We start from the raw sequence: 13,977 nt of genomic DNA, 5'->3' as shown, positions 1-13,977 counted from the left end.
TTGATCGACTCCGTGAGGACTAGGGCACCTCATCGGCGCGCGCCGATGAAAACGCCGCGCACCGCTTGCGACCGTTGATGATCCGGTCGTGGCGGAGGCAGAGCCCGTCCCGAGCGCGGACCGAAGCCGTGCCCGAGGACAGCGCCGTCAGCCCGGGCAGCGCCGCTTCAAACTTCGCCGGATCCTGGCAGAAATGGGCGCAGGGACCACAGTTTTCCCCCTGGTCGGAGCGCACGCCGAGCGCGTGCCGCACTGTCATCCACAGGCTCATTGCCCGAGCGTCGCCCAATGCTTGCCAAAGACATAGGCCGACAGCAGGAACCCGATCGATACGTTGACGGCTACCCCGACGGTGAACGCCGCGAACGGCTTCGGGCCGGCGGCGGCCAGGTCGCGGAACCGGGTCGTGAGGCCGATGCTGAAGAAGCAGAAGATGAAGGTCCAGCTCCGCAGGTCCTTGATCGGCCCGGTCAAGCCCGGCGCGACGATACGCTCATAGTCCGCAAGGCTGTAGGACGCGGTAATCGCGGTGATGATCGCAGAGGCCACGAACAGGCCGATCACGAACTTCGGGAAGCGCCTCCACACCTCACGCGCGTCAGGTGCGCTGCCCGCCGGCTGCGTCTCCCAGCGGGTCGTCGCCACGATCGCGAGACCCACGGCCCAGATGCCGATCCAGAGGTCGCGGCCGACCACCTTGACCAGGGTGAAGGCGTGCAGGGCCTGATCCGCCGTGCCCGTGATCCCCGGGATCTTTCCGGCATAGCCGCCATAGGCATGGGCTGCGGCGATTCCGGCAGCATCGGCGAATTCGGACGTACCGATCCATGCACCTGCCACTCCAGTCGGAAGCAGGAGCGCGCGGCTGGCAATCGGGAGGACGAAGATCATCACCAGTGCCCACAGCACGACGATGGTGATGGTGACCGCGGTGTCCTCCTTCTTCGCGCCGACCGCCCCGGCGACGGCGATTGCCGCCGAAACCCCGCAGGTCGCGCCCCCTACGCCCAGGACGGCGGCAAAACGCCGATCAAGGCCGAACCGCTTGGCGGTCCAGTAGATGACGCCGAAGGTCACGATCGACACCGTCGAGGCCTGCAGGATCGCGACCGGCCCGGCGAGCGCGATCAGCGAAAGCGGCAAGGTGGCGCCCAAGAGGACGATCCCGGTCTTGACGTAGAACTCGCCCCGGAACCCGGCATCGAGATGGCGCGGCAGTCCGACCGTGTTGGCAAGGACAAGACCCAGCAGCAGAGCGACGAGCGGGGCCTCCATGTTGTAGTGGGTGGCCTCCTCCCACCGACCGATCACGAAGATCACATAGGCGGCGATGTAGAGCAGCGTGAATGCCGGGACGAACGCCCGCAGTTTCTGGCCGACGGCTGCGAGCGCGAGCGAAAAGACGGCCAGCCAGAACAGGTACAGCGCCAGGTAGCGCACCCAGTTGCGCGCAAGATCGTCGGCCACCTGTGAGATATGGCTCCATTCCGGCGGCACCACCGCCAGCCAGCGCAGGCTGCTTCCGTTCCAGAACAGGATGCAGGCCGCAGCGACGATCGAGAGCCCGATCCAGATCGCCCACCAGTCCTCTTTGCGCCACAGCTCGCTCCAGCCGGATGGCGGAGGAGCGGCAGAAGTCGGCTCGGTTGTGGTCGCCATGTCAGGACCCTGGTCACCGCGGCCCAAGGATGTTGGGACCTGGCGGAACGTCACGCTCTTGTGCGATCGATCTTAAGTGTGTCCAGGTCATCGGGAAGTAAGCATGGCGTCGGCGCCAATAGCAGGGGTGTCCCGCGTCGGGCGGGCAACCAACCCTCTGAAATTGCGAAAGAAATTACGGGGCATCCGGGAGCCCTGGGGATATCTGACGGCGGCTTCGACCCGGGTATCGCCCGGTCGACCTGAGGCGTATGGATTCCTGGACCGGTTGCAGACGCACTCAGGTTTCAGGTGATCCTGTACTCCAGCCCCGCCTCGTCGGTGAAGACGTGCACGGAGCCCGGATCGCCTTCCAGCGTGCCGTGGATCACGCCGTCTTTCGTGAGCAGCTCCCAGTGCTGATCACGGCGCGTCAGGGCGCCCAGAACTTCCCTGATCCAGATGAACTGCCCATCCGCGGTTTTCTCGAAAACGCTGTAGTTGCTTTTCACTGTGGGCTCCATCGCGACTCCAGCAGTGACAATAAGGCGAGGCCATGCATTGCCGACGTCATGATTCGCGTAGGCACGCGGTCCGGTCGCCCGCGGGCCATTACTTCGCGGGACCGCAAAAAACATCGCCAGGATCGGCATTGAACAGGTCTGCGTCGGCGCTGCCGCACGCAGCCTCGACACCGTCGATCCGGGCGGAACAGACCTCCGCTTGTGGCGCGGCTTCAATCAACTAAAGACACGCAAAAAAAAAGCATTCGGGCAGCTCTTGCGAGCTGCCCGAATGCTTGAAAAAGTGGCGTCCCCACGGGGATTCGAACCCCGGTGTCCACCGTGAAAGGGTGGTGTCCTAGGCCTCTAGACGATGGGGACGCAGATGACCTGCGCCATCTGTGCATCGGCCTTGTGATGCACAGAGAAATTGTGGTGGAGCCAGGCGGGATCGAACCGCCGACCTCCTGCATGCCATGCAGGCGCTCTCCCAGCTGAGCTATGGCCCCACGTTTGGGAGCGCGAAATTGTAGGGTTGCAGTGGCGCAACGTCAACAAAAAATTCGCACTTCCTTCGATCGCATCGATTCGTTCCGGGGAACGTTTCAGCCGGTGGCGCCGGCCTCGTTGCTGTCGAGCCGCGCATCATCCGGATTTCCGCGCAGACTTGCAAGCCCATGTCCCTGGTCGTCGAGATACTGCAGCCACTTTCCGAGGAAGGTGTTCATGCGCAGCCGATGATCGACGACTTCGACCGGCGGTGGAAACATGCCGATGACGTCCTGCCAGCGACGACCGACGTAGCAATGCGTCGCCTCCACCTGCCCTGCATCGCGATACAGGCGAAGGTGCGCAGAGGGGTCCGGTTCGCCGGTCACCGGATCGAGCATCGCGTAACTCAGGCGCAGCTCGGTCGTGTAGGGATGCTGGGCGATGACGTCGAGCAGCACCGGCAGCGCGCCCGGCACGTCCGACCGGTAACGGCCCGGCGCAAGCGCAGCCGGATCGAATACGCGGACCAGACGCTCGTAGTTCTCGGCGTACAGGCCCATCAGCCAGCCGAACCGCCCCATGGCGGGCAATCGGGGACGTCGGGTCAGGACTTTCTGCATGCGCCGATGCTACATCCGCGGCGATGAATCGTGCGGAATCCGCCCGCCCCATGAGGACTGGGAATCGCGCTGTTCCGCCACCACCTTCCGGGCGACGTCAGTACATCACCCGTTCGATGCCCAGGGTCGACATGACCTTGCTGGAGATCTCCTCGATCGAGGTGTGGGTCGTGCTCAGCGATGGCACGCGCTCGGCGCGGAACAGCGCCTCGGCCGCACTGACTTCGCGCTTGCAGGTCTCGAGCTGGGCATAGCGCGAGTTCGGGCGACGCTCCTGACGGATCTGCGCCAGCCGCACCGGATCGATCGTCAGCCCGAACAGCTTGCTCCGGTGCGCGCGCAGGCGTGGCGGCAGACGGTCGTGCTCGAGATCTTCCTCGGTCAATGGATAGTTCGCCGCGCGCACGCCGTGATGCAGCGCCAGATACACGCAGGTCGGTGTTTTGCCCGCACGCGACACCGCGACCAGGATGACGTCGGCCTCGTCGTAGTTCGTGGCCATGCCGTCGTCGTGGGTCAGCGCGAAGTTCATCGCGTTGATGCGCCGGTGATAGGTCTCGAAATCAACCATGCCGTGGGCGCGGCCCACGCGCGACTCGCGCGCTTCCAGCAGTTCGCGCTCCAGTGGCTCGATGAATGGCGCGAAGACGTCGAGAACGAGTGCCCCGCTCTCCCCCAGCACCGTCGCAAATGCCGGATCGACGCAGGAGCTGATGACGATCGGGCGCGTACCCATGGCCTCGCCACGCGCGCGGATCAGCGCAGCCACCTCCCGCGCACGTTCCTTCGAATCGACGAAGGGAATGCGGTTGGTGCTGAATTGGGTTCCGGTGAACTGGGTCAGGAGGCTGTGGCCGATGGTTTCGGCAGTGATACCGGTGCCATCGGAAACGTAGAACACGGGGCGGGGACTGGACATATGGCCTCCGAGCAGTCGATGAGAGCGCCTGCGCGCCCGGGATGGCTAAAATAGCGGTTCAGTGCCGGCACTGCCGGCGTTCCCTGATCACCGCGACACGGAGTCTCCTCTTGAGCGCCAACATCCTGTGGTTGCAAGACCTGCGTCTGTCCGACCTCGCCCAGGTGGGTGGAAAGAACTCGTCCCTGGGCGAGATGATCGGCAACCTCGCCAAGCTCGGCGTCTCGGTCCCGGGCGGTTTCGCAACCACGGCCGATGCGTTCCGCGATTTCATCGCTCACAACCATCTGCACCAGCGCATCTTCGACCGCCTTGCGACGCTCGACGTCGAAGACGTGGCCGCGCTGACCGCCGCCGGCAAGGAGATCCGTGGCTGGGTGATCGACGCGCCGCTGCAGCCCCAGCTCGATGCGGACATCCGCAGCGCCTACGAGAAACTGGCGTCGGAGAACGGGGGCGGCGACATCGCCGTCGCGGTGCGCTCGTCGGCGACTGCCGAAGACCTGCCCGATGCCTCGTTCGCCGGCCAGCAGGAAACCTTCCTCAACGTCACCGGCAGCGACGATGTCGTGGTCAAGGTCAAGGAAGTCTTCGCCTCGCTCTACAACGATCGCGCGATCGCCTATCGCGTGCATCACGGATTCAAGCACGAGGACGTGTTCCTGTCGGCCGGCGTGCAGCTGATGGTGCGCTCGGACATCGGCGCCTCGGGCGTGCTGTTCACGCTCGATACCGAGTCCGGCTTCCGCGACGTGGTGTTCGTGACCTCCAGCTTCGGCCTGGGCGAGATGGTCGTCCAGGGCGCGGTGAACCCGGACGAGTTCTACGTCTACAAGCCGACGCTCAAGGCCGGCAAGCCGGCGATCCTGCGCCGCGGCATCGGCAGCAAGCAGCTGCGCATGGTCTATTCCGACGTCCCCGGAGAGCGCGTACGCATCGAGGACACGCCGCTCGAGTTGCGCAACAGCTTCTCGATCAGCGACGAGGACGTGCAGGAACTCTCGCGCCAGGCGCTGATCATCGAAGACCACTACCAGCGCCCGATGGACATCGAGTGGGCGAAGGACGGCGCAAGCGGCAAGCTCTTCATCGTGCAGGCGCGGCCCGAGACGGTGAAATCCCGCGCAAAGAACACCCAGATCGAGCGGTTCTCGCTCGAGCAGCGCGGCGAGGTGATCTGCGAAGGCCGCGCGATCGGCCAGAAGATCGGCGCCGGTATCGCGCGCGTCGTGCGCACGCTCGACGACATGAGCCGCGTGCAGCCGGGCGACGTGCTGGTCGCCGACATGACCGATCCCGACTGGGAACCGGTGATGAAGCGCGCCGCGGCGATCGTCACCAACCGCGGCGGCCGCACCTGCCACGCGGCGATCATCGCGCGCGAGCTCGGCGTGCCGGCGGTCGTGGGCACCGGCAATGCGCTGGACATGATCGAGGACGGCCAGGAAGTCACGATCAGCTGCGCCGAGGGCGATACCGGCTTCATCTACGCCGGCATCCTGCCCTTCGAGCGCATCACCACCGATCTGACCTCGATGCCCGAGGCGCCGCTGAAGATCATGATGAACGTCGCCAACCCGGAGCGCGCGTTCGACTTCGGCCAGCTGCCCAACGCCGGCATCGGCCTGGCGCGCCTGGAAATGATCATCGCCGCGCACATCGGCGTGCATCCGAACGCTCTGCTGCAGTACGAGAAGCAGGACGCCGAGACCCGGAAGAAGATCGACGCCAAGACCATCGGCTATGGCAGCCCGGTCGACTTCTACGTGAACCGCCTGGCTGAAGGCATCGCGACGTTGACCGCATCGGTGGCGCCCAACCCGGTGATCGTGCGCCTGTCGGACTTCAAGTCCAACGAGTACGCGAACCTCATCGGCGGCAAGCACTTCGAGCCGCACGAAGAGAACCCGATGATCGGCTTCCGCGGCGCCAGCCGCTACGTCGACCCGAGCTTTGCCGATGCGTTCGCGCTCGAGTGCAAGGCGGTGCTGAAGGTCCGCAACGAGATGGGCCTCGAGAACCTCTGGGTCATGATCCCGTTCGTGCGCACGCTCGACGAAGGCCGCAAGGTGATCGAAGCGCTCGAGGCCAACGGGCTGCGTCAGGGCGAGGCCGGGCTGAAGATCATCATGATGTGCGAGGTCCCGTCGAACGCCCTGATGGCCGACGAGTTCCTCGAGATCTTCGATGGTTTCTCGATCGGTTCGAACGATCTTACCCAGCTCACCCTCGGCCTGGATCGCGACTCCTCGATCGTCGCCCACCTGTTCGACGAACGTGATCCGGCGGTCAAGAAGCTGCTGTCGATGGCGATCAAGTCCGCGCGCGCCAAGGGCAAGTACGTCGGCATCTGCGGTCAGGGCCCTTCGGACCATCCGGACCTGGCGCAGTGGCTGATGGAGGAAGGTATCGAGTCGGTCTCGCTCAATCCCGACACCGTCGTCGACACCTGGCTGAAGCTGGCCAAGTCCAAGAGCGATGCCAAGGCGTGACATCGCCTTGATCGCACGTCGGCCCCGCTGACGGCACGAGCCCCGCTTCGGCGGGGCTCGTCGTTTTCAGGTTCCGGAAAAGCCTGCGCAGCGGGGCCGCAAACCGGCTGCGTGGGCCGCCGCACCTCAGGTTGATCGGGACGCTTCCCCTACCCGAGCGCGGCACACGTCGCCACAACGGGGCCGGGACGCGGACGTCAGCGCCGCGCTGGCCGCAATTGGAGGCGTGAGGTCGCGCCCGCCCGGGCGACGGGTCGCCGGTCCGCCGGTCCGCGATCAAAGGCCCGAAAAGGGTCCCATCGAGCCACGGTAATGCCGCAGCTCGTCGATCGAATCGCGCACGTCACTGAGCGCGGTGTGCGCGGAGTGCTTGGTGAAGCCTGCCAGGACCTGGGGCGCCCAGCGCCGCGCGAGTTCCTTGATCGTGCTGACGTCGAGGTTGCGGTAGTGGAAGAACTTCTCGAGCGTCGGCATCTGCCGGTGCAGGAAACGCCGATCCTGGCAGATGGAATTGCCACACATCGGCGACTTGCCGGGGCCGGCCCACTGTTCCAGGAACTCAAGCGTGCGTGCCTCCGCCTCGGCCAGGCCGACGCCCTGCTCCAGCGACCGTTGCCACAGGCCCGAGCGGCGATGCTGTCCGCGGTTCCAGTCGTCCATCGCTTCGAGCACCTCGAGCGGCTGCATGATCGCCAGCTCCGGACCTTCGGCCAGGATGTTGAGATCGGCATCGGTCACGATGGTCGCGATTTCCAGGATCCGATCGTGATCGGTATCCAGACCCGTCATCTCCAGGTCGATCCAGACCAGTCGGCTTTCGATGGCCTTGTCGGCATTCATGCGTGCAGTCGCCTTCGGATTCGTAACGGCGCATGATATCGCAGCCGCTTTGGACCCTTGCCCAGAACTTCCGCCAGATGCTGTCCAATCCCGCGATCTCGCACTACACCATCCTCACCGCAATGCTCGCCCCGGCGTTCTTCCTGACAGCGACGGCGTCGCTGCTGGGCTCCGCCAATGCCAGACTGGCCAGGATCATCGACCGCACACGCGCCCTGCTGCGCGATCTGTCCGACGACGATGGCAGCGATCCTGAAGAACGGCGCGTGCTCGAAGCCCGCATCGCGCTGCAGCGCAGGCGCAGCAGGATCATCCTTCGCGGCAGCCAGCTGCTGTATGTGGCGATCAGCTGCTTCGTCGGCACCAGCCTCACCGTGGCCGGGGATTCGTTCCTCGACCACCGCTTCGCCCAGGCGCCGACCCTGCTTGCCGCGCTCGGCGTGCTGTCGATGTTCGCCTCCAGCCTGCTGCTGGCGCGCGAGGCCTCGATGGCGGTGTATGCGGTCAACCAGGAGATGGACGATGCGCATCGCATGGCCAACCGCCGCAGTCCGCTGATCTGACCGGCCGGCGCTCCGGTCAGCGGGGCGGCAGGCCGCGCTTGCGTCGGAAATAGTTGGTCAGCATCGGCCCGGCCACGTCGGCGCACACGCCGCCGGTCACGGCGATTCGATGGTTGTGACGCGGGTCTTCCAGCATGTCGAAAACGCTGCCCGCAGCGCCGGTCTTGGGATCGAACGCGCCGAACACCACCCGCGCCACGCGCGCATGGACCATCGCCATCGCGCACATCGCGCACGGCTCCAGGGTCACGTAGAGGGTGCAGCCGAGCAGACGGTGATTACCGAGCGCGGCCCCGGCGTGACGCATCGCCACGATCTCGGCGTGCGCGCTCGGGTCGTGCTCGGCAATGTTGCGGTTCCAGCCCGTGCCGATCACGTTGCCGGCCGGATCGACCACCAGCGCCCCGACCGGAATCTCGTCGTCATCCAGCATCGCGCGCTCGGCCAGTGCCAATGCCTGACGCATGCGAGCTTCATCCATCGACGTGTCGATCGGCGGCCGGGCGATCTCGCGTGCATCGAGCAACTTCCACAGCACCCGCGTCGCCGCCAGTCCGCCCAGTGGCTTGTACGCGAACTCCGGAATGTCGCCGGCGGGACGATAGCCGAGACGACGATAGAACCTGGTGGCGCCGCCGACCAGCGATGCATCCAGCGTGATCAGATGACGGCCGTGATCGCGTGCGGCCTGTTCGAGGGCACGCACCAGGGCCGCGCCGACACCACTGCCGCGCGCGCTCGCCGTCGTCATCACCTTGGTCAGCTCGGCGCGATGCGGCTGGCTGGGCGCCGATACCAGCGCGAGCGAACCGGTTCCGAGCACTTCACCGTCGCGCCGGGCACACAGGATGATGCGCTCGCCGCGCGCCGCCGCCTGGAGTGCGCCATCCCAGAACGCCCGCGCATCCGCGATGGCCAGGGGGTGCATGAAGCCGACCGAGCCGTTGTCGGCTACGGTCTCGATAAGCAGGTCGGCCAGGACGTCGCGGTCCGCTTCGCGGGCGGCGTCGATACGCAAGGTCTCGCGATCCACGTCCATCACCAGCGCTGGTGCACGTGGGGCTTGATGTCCTGCTCGTAGATGCGCGCGACCGCGTCCATGGTCTGCGGGGACAGGGCTGGCAGGCCGGCCGCGCCGATGTTGGCCAGCGCCTGCGCGGGATTGCGCGCGCCGGGGATGACCACCGACACCGCTTCGTCCATCAGGATCCAGCGCAGCGCCAGCTGGGCCAGCGTGACGCCCTCGGGCACCAGCGGGCGCAGCTTCTCGACCGCCGCCAGGCCGACCTCGTAGGGCACGCCAGCGAAGGTCTCGCCCACGTCGAAGGCCTCGCCATGGCGGTTGAACTGGCGATGGTCGTCGGCTTCGAAGCGCGTATCGGCGGTGAATTTCCCGCTCAGCAGGCCGCTGGCGAGCGGTACGCGCACGATCACCGCCACGCCGCGCCGCTGCGCCTGGCGGAAGAACAGCTCGGCCGGGCGCAGGCGGAACATGTTGTAGATGATCTGCACGCTGGCCACACCGGGGAACTCGATGGCCTTGAGCCCCTCTTCCACGCGCTCCACGCTGACGCCGTAGCGGACGATCTTGCCGCGCTCGACCAGGCGGTCCATGCGCTCGAAGATCTCCGGGTGGTAATACGCGTCGGTCGGCGGGCAATGCAGTTGCACCAGCTCGAGCGCGTCGGCCTCGAGGTTACGCAGGCTGCGATCGATCCAGGATTCGAGGTTCTCCGCGCTGTAGCCGTCCACCGTCTGCGCGGGCAGGCGTCGGCCGGCCTTGGTCGCGACGAACGGACGCTCGCCGCCGCGCTCCTTCAGCACGCGCGCGATCAGGCGCTCGGAGTGGCCGTCGCCGTAAACGTCGGCGGTATCGATGAAGTCCAGACCGGCATCGAGCGCTGCGTGCAGGGCGGCGATCGACTGGCCGTCGTCCACCTGCCCCCAGGCTGCGCCGATGGCCCACGCGCCAAAGCCGACCTCGCCGACGCTGCGACCGCTGCGGCCGAAAGGTCTGGAACGCATCATCATGGCTCTGCAAGGGAACAAACGGGCTGCAAAGTTTAGCCCCTCCAGGGCCACGATCACCCTCGGTCATCTCCGATGGCGGACGGCATCGGGCGGCGCGCACGGCATGGGCAACCTCTCGGGCTAATCGATTCATGCCGCGCGCTCGTGCAAGCCAGAGGTCAACCGCCTTGCGCTGAGGATGCAAGCAGCCCGGCGGCCTTCGTCCACAGCCAGCTGCCTGGGGGGCCGAGGATCTGCAGGCGCATCCGCCATGCGCTGCGGACGCGAGACGCCTCGCCCACGATCCCGGTGGCGAGGAGCGCGCGCCTATCCGCCGAATACGGGGAACCTGCTCGCCTCCCCATAGTCTGTATCGCGCTCCACGTTCACCAGCGTGTCCATGTCGGCATCGGAGATGGTGAAATCGAGTTCGGCGTTGTCCTTCAGGTGCTCGGGATTGGTGGTCTTGGGCAGCGGCAGCAGCCCGAGCTGCAGGCAATAGCGGATGCACAGTTGCGCGACGCTCACGCCGTAGCCCTGCGCCATCGCGGCGAGGCTGCGGTCCTTGAGTACGGCCCCGTGCGCAACGGGCGAATAGGCTTCGACCAGGAGGCCTTTGCTTTTCGAATAGTCGATCAGCTCGAACGGCGTGTTGCCCACATGCGCCAGGAGCTGGTTGACGGACGGTTTCACGGTCGCGTTGTCGATGATGTTGTCCAGGTCGACCTGCTCGAAATTGGACACGCCGATTGCGCGGAGCTTGCCCGCGGCCTGTGCCTCCTCGAGCGCGCGCCAGGCCTGCAGGTTGCCCTCGAGGAAATGCTCTCCCTTGCGGAACGCCGACCACGGTTGCGGGCTGTGGATGAGCATCAGGTCGATGTGTTCGACCGCCAGCGCCTTGAGCGAGCCGTCGATCCTGGCCCGCGCGTCGGCGAGCGTCTTGCTCTCGGCGGCGAGCTTGGTGGTCAGGAAGATCTCGTCGCGGGCAACGCCGCTGGCGCGCAATCCCTCCCCCACGCCCCGTTCGTTCTCGTAAGCCTGGGCCGTGTCGATGTGGCGGTAGCCGATTTCGATCGCCTGTCGCACCAGGCCAGCGGCCGCACCGTCGGCGATCAGCCAGGTGCCCAGCCCCAGCTTCGGGATCCGGACGCCGTTGGACAGCGTGTAGTAGTCATCGAGGATCATGGCGCCTCCCTTTGCGTGGATTGCGTCGATACCGGCTCCAGATACTGCGCGTCGGTGACCGTCTCCATCCACGTCACGGGGGAGCCGTCGACCGATTCCTGGATGGCTATATGGGTCATCGCTTCATGCTCGGTCGCGCCATGCCAATGCTTGCGGTCGGCCGGGCACCACACGATGTCGCCCGCGTGGAACTCGTACTTCGGGCCGCCGTCGACCTGGGTCCAACCGATGCCCTCGGTGACGATCAGGGTCTGGCCCGCCGGATGCGTGTGCCATGCCGTCCGCGCGCCCGGCTCGAAGTGCACGATCGCGCCGCTGACCCGCGACGGATCGGGCCGCTGGAACTGTCCGGTGATCGTCACCTTGCCGGTGAAATATTCCGCCGGTCCGGCCACGGCCTTCATGTCGGCCTTGCGTGCAATGTCCATGTCGACCCTCCTCCTGCGCCTGAGTGCGCCAGGGCGTCTGCGGCCAGCGGCGACAGGCCTGCCGCCACTTCCAGCCAGTGCGTCGTTCTGCGGCCGGCCTGCAGCGGCTGGGAGCACGGCGAGGCGATTACGGGGCATTCCTGCGGCGCGGGGCGATGACGAACTTCATACGCCGGCCTCTGTAGGGCCTTGTGACGGATTTCCGAATCACTTCCCGGGCCGCCCGGACGCGCTCGAGATCCGACTCATCCGGGTCGCATGCCGCGATTCGCGCCTCGGCAATACGCGTCGATCGGAGGTCAGTCCTTACCCCGCGGCAAGTCCGTCATGGCGTGCCAGGCATGTATTGACGGACAACTGTCGGCTTTCAGATCGCTGGAGTAAAAAAAAGTACCGGCAGGGACTGCATGGCCCCCGACGATACCTGGATGCTGGAAAATCAAGAGCGGAAATGCCCATCACATGGGCTGCAAGGGCGGCTCCCGAGCACCGATGGCGCCCGATAGAGACCGGGCCAATCCGTCTTCTACTATCGAACGCACATCAGTGGATATTGCGGAGTCCAGGGCACTGCCCGATGAGCAGAATCACTCCCATTCGATGGTCGCCGGCGGCTTGCCACTGATGTCGTAGACCACGCGCGAGACGCCGCGGACTTCGTTGATGATCCGGTTGGACACGCGGCCGAGGAAGTCGTACGGCAGGTGCGCCCAGTGGGCGGTCATGAAGTCGATGGTCTCCACCGCGCGCAGCGAGATCACCCACTCGTAGGCGCGGGCGTCGCCGACGACGCCGACGGACTTGACCGGCAGGAATACCGCGAAGGCCTGGCTGGTCTTGTCGTAGAGGTCGGCCTTGCGCAGCTCCTCGATGAAGATGTGGTCGGCCTTGGCCAGGATGGCGGCGTACTCGGCCTTGACCTCGCCGAGGATGCGCACGCCCAGGCCCGGACCCGGGAACGGGTGGCGGTAGACCATCTCGCGCGGCAGGCCGAGTTCGACGCCGAGGCGCCGCACTTCGTCCTTGAACAGTTCGCGCAGCGGTTCGACCAGGCCCATCTTCATGTGCTCGGGCAGGCCGCCGACATTGTGGTGGCTCTTGATGACGTGGGCCTTGCCGGTCTTGCTGCCGGCCGACTCGATGACGTCGGGATAGATCGTGCCCTGCGCCAGCCACTTGGCGTTGCTGAGCTTGTTCGACTCTTCGTCGAAGATCTCGACGAACAGGTTGCCGATGATCTTGCGCTTGGCTTCGGGATCGCTCACGCCTGCGAGCGCGCTGAAGTAGCGGTCGCGCGCGTCGACGCGGATCACGCGCACGCCGAGGCCATGCGAGCTGGAGGCATCGGCAAACGTCGTCATGACCTGGTCGCCCTCGCCCAGCCGCAGCAGGCCGGTGTCGACGAATACGCAGGTGAGCTGCTTGCCGATCGCCCTGTGCAACAGCGCGGCAACGACGGACGAATCCACGCCGCCCGACAGGCCCAGGATCACCTCGTCACCACCCACCTGTTCGCGCACGCGGGCGATCTGGTCGTCGATGATGTTGGCCGCGGTCCACAGCGTGGCGCAGCCGCAGATGTCGACCACGAAGCGGCGCAGCAACGCCAGGCCCTGCTTGGTGTGGGTGACTTCGGGATGGAACTGCACGCCGTACCAACGCTTGTCCTCGTTGGCGAACGCGGCGACCGGCACGCGTTCGGTGCTCGCGGTGACGGTGAACCCGGGCGGCGCGGCGCTGACGTGATCGCCATGGCTCATCCACACGTCGAGACGCTGTGCGCCGGCATGGTCGCTCAGGCCTTCGAACAGGCTGTCCTTGGCGACGATGGCGACCTCGGCGTGGCCGTACTCCCGCGCGTCGGCGGCTTCGGTCTCACCGCCCAGCTGCTTGGCCATCGTCTGCATGCCGTAGCAGATGCCCAGCAGCGGCAGGCCGGCATCGAACACCTGCTGCGGGGCGCGCGGCGAGCCGTGTTCGGTGGTCGATTCCGGGCCGCCCGACAGGATGATGCCCTTGGGCGCGAACGCGGCGATCTCGGCCGGATCGTGGTCCCAGGCCCAGATTTCGCAGTAGACGCCCAGCTCGCGGATGCGGCGGGCGATCAGCTGCGTGTACTGCGCGCCGAAATCGAGGATCAGGATCTTGTCGCTGTGCAGGTCGGTCATCGGCATGGGCTTCTGGGTGGAATGACGGCGCTCGAAGCGCTGGAAAACGATAGGCGTGGAGGCGGATACGAAACGGGATCCGCTTTCGCGAATCCCGGATCGGTGCGCCATGCAGCGGA

Annotated in this window: 13 protein-coding genes, 2 tRNA genes and 1 pseudogene; 2 read left to right on the top strand and 14 right to left on the bottom strand. The window is 66.1% G+C overall.

Features of this window, described 5'->3' with window-relative positions; genetic code table 11:
* Positions 1 to 19: 19 nt before the first annotated feature.
* The 7 genes from EGK76_RS05290 to EGK76_RS05260 form a co-directional block, all read right to left on the bottom strand.
* Positions 20 to 271: a hypothetical protein gene (locus EGK76_RS05290; RefSeq protein ID WP_123831884.1), complete on the bottom strand. Its 252-nt coding sequence runs from the start codon at positions 269 to 271 to the stop codon at positions 20 to 22.
* Positions 268 to 1,659 carry a putative sulfate exporter family transporter gene (locus EGK76_RS05285; RefSeq protein ID WP_123831883.1) on the bottom strand — a complete coding sequence of 464 codons (1,392 nt, stop codon included), beginning with the start codon at positions 1,657 to 1,659 and terminating at the stop codon, positions 268 to 270. The genes EGK76_RS05290 and EGK76_RS05285 overlap by 4 nt, the downstream gene beginning before the upstream one ends.
* Positions 1,660 to 1,946: 287 nt before the next feature.
* Positions 1,947 to 2,150, bottom strand: coding sequence for a hypothetical protein (locus EGK76_RS05280; RefSeq protein ID WP_123831882.1), 204 nt, complete (start codon positions 2,148 to 2,150; stop codon positions 1,947 to 1,949).
* 296 nt (positions 2,151 to 2,446) lie between these two features.
* Positions 2,447 to 2,522: transfer RNA gene (locus EGK76_RS05275), tRNA-Glu, on the bottom strand.
* Positions 2,523 to 2,574: 52 nt separating this feature from the next.
* A tRNA-Ala gene (locus EGK76_RS05270) sits at positions 2,575 to 2,650 on the bottom strand.
* A 96-nt stretch (positions 2,651 to 2,746) separates the two neighbouring features.
* On the bottom strand, positions 2,747 to 3,253 hold the full coding sequence (locus tag EGK76_RS05265) for a DUF1249 domain-containing protein (protein WP_096298539.1): 507 nt from the start codon (positions 3,251 to 3,253) through the stop codon (positions 2,747 to 2,749).
* 97 nt (positions 3,254 to 3,350) lie between these two features.
* Positions 3,351 to 4,172, bottom strand: a complete 822-nt coding sequence (locus tag EGK76_RS05260; protein WP_096298541.1) for a pyruvate, water dikinase regulatory protein — start codon at positions 4,170 to 4,172, stop codon at positions 3,351 to 3,353.
* Between the two features lie 110 nt (positions 4,173 to 4,282).
* Between EGK76_RS05260 and ppsA the strand changes: the two genes are divergently transcribed.
* Complete coding sequence (gene ppsA / locus EGK76_RS05255; protein ID WP_123831880.1) at positions 4,283 to 6,664, top strand: phosphoenolpyruvate synthase; 2,382 nt, start codon at positions 4,283 to 4,285, stop codon at positions 6,662 to 6,664.
* Between the two features lie 276 nt (positions 6,665 to 6,940).
* Here the strand turns inward: ppsA and orn are convergent, their stop codons facing one another.
* The gene (gene orn / locus EGK76_RS05250; RefSeq protein WP_096298545.1) at positions 6,941 to 7,504 is read right to left on the bottom strand and encodes an oligoribonuclease; all 564 of its coding nucleotides are present in this window, start codon (positions 7,502 to 7,504) and stop codon (positions 6,941 to 6,943) included.
* Between the two features lie 32 nt (positions 7,505 to 7,536).
* On the opposite strand from orn, the gene EGK76_RS05245 reads away from it, so the two are divergent.
* Entirely contained in the window at positions 7,537 to 8,067 is a 531-nt protein-coding gene (locus tag EGK76_RS05245) for a DUF2721 domain-containing protein (protein WP_233580164.1), read from the top strand.
* A gap of 16 nt (positions 8,068 to 8,083) precedes the next feature.
* On the opposite strand, the gene tadA is transcribed toward EGK76_RS05245, so the two are convergent.
* The 6 genes and pseudogenes from tadA to guaA form a co-directional block, all read right to left on the bottom strand.
* Positions 8,084 to 8,548 (bottom strand): tRNA adenosine(34) deaminase TadA, encoded by a 465-nt coding sequence (gene tadA, locus EGK76_RS15635; protein WP_233580199.1) that lies wholly within the window; start codon positions 8,546 to 8,548, stop codon positions 8,084 to 8,086.
* A 117-nt stretch (positions 8,549 to 8,665) separates the two neighbouring features.
* Positions 8,666 to 8,995, bottom strand: a pseudogene (locus EGK76_RS15630) (GNAT family N-acetyltransferase); the annotation flags it as partial.
* Between the two features lie 110 nt (positions 8,996 to 9,105).
* On the bottom strand, positions 9,106 to 10,092 hold the full coding sequence (locus tag EGK76_RS05235; RefSeq protein ID WP_123831878.1) for an aldo/keto reductase: 987 nt from the start codon (positions 10,090 to 10,092) through the stop codon (positions 9,106 to 9,108).
* Positions 10,093 to 10,404: 312 nt separating this feature from the next.
* On the bottom strand, positions 10,405 to 11,262 hold the full coding sequence (locus tag EGK76_RS05230) for an aldo/keto reductase (RefSeq protein WP_123831877.1): 858 nt from the start codon (positions 11,260 to 11,262) through the stop codon (positions 10,405 to 10,407).
* Positions 11,259 to 11,690: a cupin domain-containing protein gene (locus tag EGK76_RS05225; RefSeq protein WP_123831875.1), complete on the bottom strand. Its 432-nt coding sequence runs from the start codon at positions 11,688 to 11,690 to the stop codon at positions 11,259 to 11,261. Before EGK76_RS05225 ends, EGK76_RS05230 begins: the two co-directional genes overlap by 4 nt.
* A gap of 587 nt (positions 11,691 to 12,277) precedes the next feature.
* A complete protein-coding gene (gene guaA / locus EGK76_RS05220) occupies positions 12,278 to 13,858 on the bottom strand; it encodes a glutamine-hydrolyzing GMP synthase (protein WP_096300559.1) in 1,581 nt (526 codons plus the stop codon).
* Positions 13,859 to 13,977: the final 119 nt, after the last annotated feature.

Origin of the sequence: Luteimonas sp. 100069 (genome assembly GCF_003813845.1) — a bacterium.
GTDB lineage: Bacteria > Pseudomonadota > Gammaproteobacteria > Xanthomonadales > Xanthomonadaceae > Luteimonas > Luteimonas chenhongjianii.
This window is presented reverse-complemented; position numbering and strand designations above follow the sequence as displayed.

Excerpts from the sequence above, each read along its gene's own strand:
- EGK76_RS05290 (WP_123831884.1), bottom strand. The coding sequence starts at position 271 with ATGAGCCTGTGGATGACAGTGCGGCACGCGCTCGGCGTGCGCTCCGAC.
- EGK76_RS05285 (WP_123831883.1), bottom strand. The coding sequence starts at position 1,659 with ATGGCGACCACAACCGAGCCGACTTCTGCCGCTCCTCCGCCATCCGGC.
- EGK76_RS05265 (WP_096298539.1), bottom strand. The coding sequence starts at position 3,253 with ATGCAGAAAGTCCTGACCCGACGTCCCCGATTGCCCGCCATGGGGCGG.
- EGK76_RS05260 (WP_096298541.1), bottom strand. The coding sequence starts at position 4,172 with ATGTCCAGTCCCCGCCCCGTGTTCTACGTTTCCGATGGCACCGGTATC.
- orn (WP_096298545.1), bottom strand. The coding sequence starts at position 7,504 with ATGAATGCCGACAAGGCCATCGAAAGCCGACTGGTCTGGATCGACCTG.
- EGK76_RS05245 (WP_233580164.1), top strand. The coding sequence starts at position 7,537 with ATGATATCGCAGCCGCTTTGGACCCTTGCCCAGAACTTCCGCCAGATG.
- tadA (WP_233580199.1), bottom strand. The coding sequence starts at position 8,548 with ATGGATGAAGCTCGCATGCGTCAGGCATTGGCACTGGCCGAGCGCGCG.
- EGK76_RS05235 (WP_123831878.1), bottom strand. The coding sequence starts at position 10,092 with ATGCGTTCCAGACCTTTCGGCCGCAGCGGTCGCAGCGTCGGCGAGGTC.
- EGK76_RS05230 (WP_123831877.1), bottom strand. The coding sequence starts at position 11,262 with ATGATCCTCGATGACTACTACACGCTGTCCAACGGCGTCCGGATCCCG.
- EGK76_RS05225 (WP_123831875.1), bottom strand. The coding sequence starts at position 11,690 with ATGGACATTGCACGCAAGGCCGACATGAAGGCCGTGGCCGGACCGGCG.
- guaA (WP_096300559.1), bottom strand. The coding sequence starts at position 13,858 with ATGACCGACCTGCACAGCGACAAGATCCTGATCCTCGATTTCGGCGCG.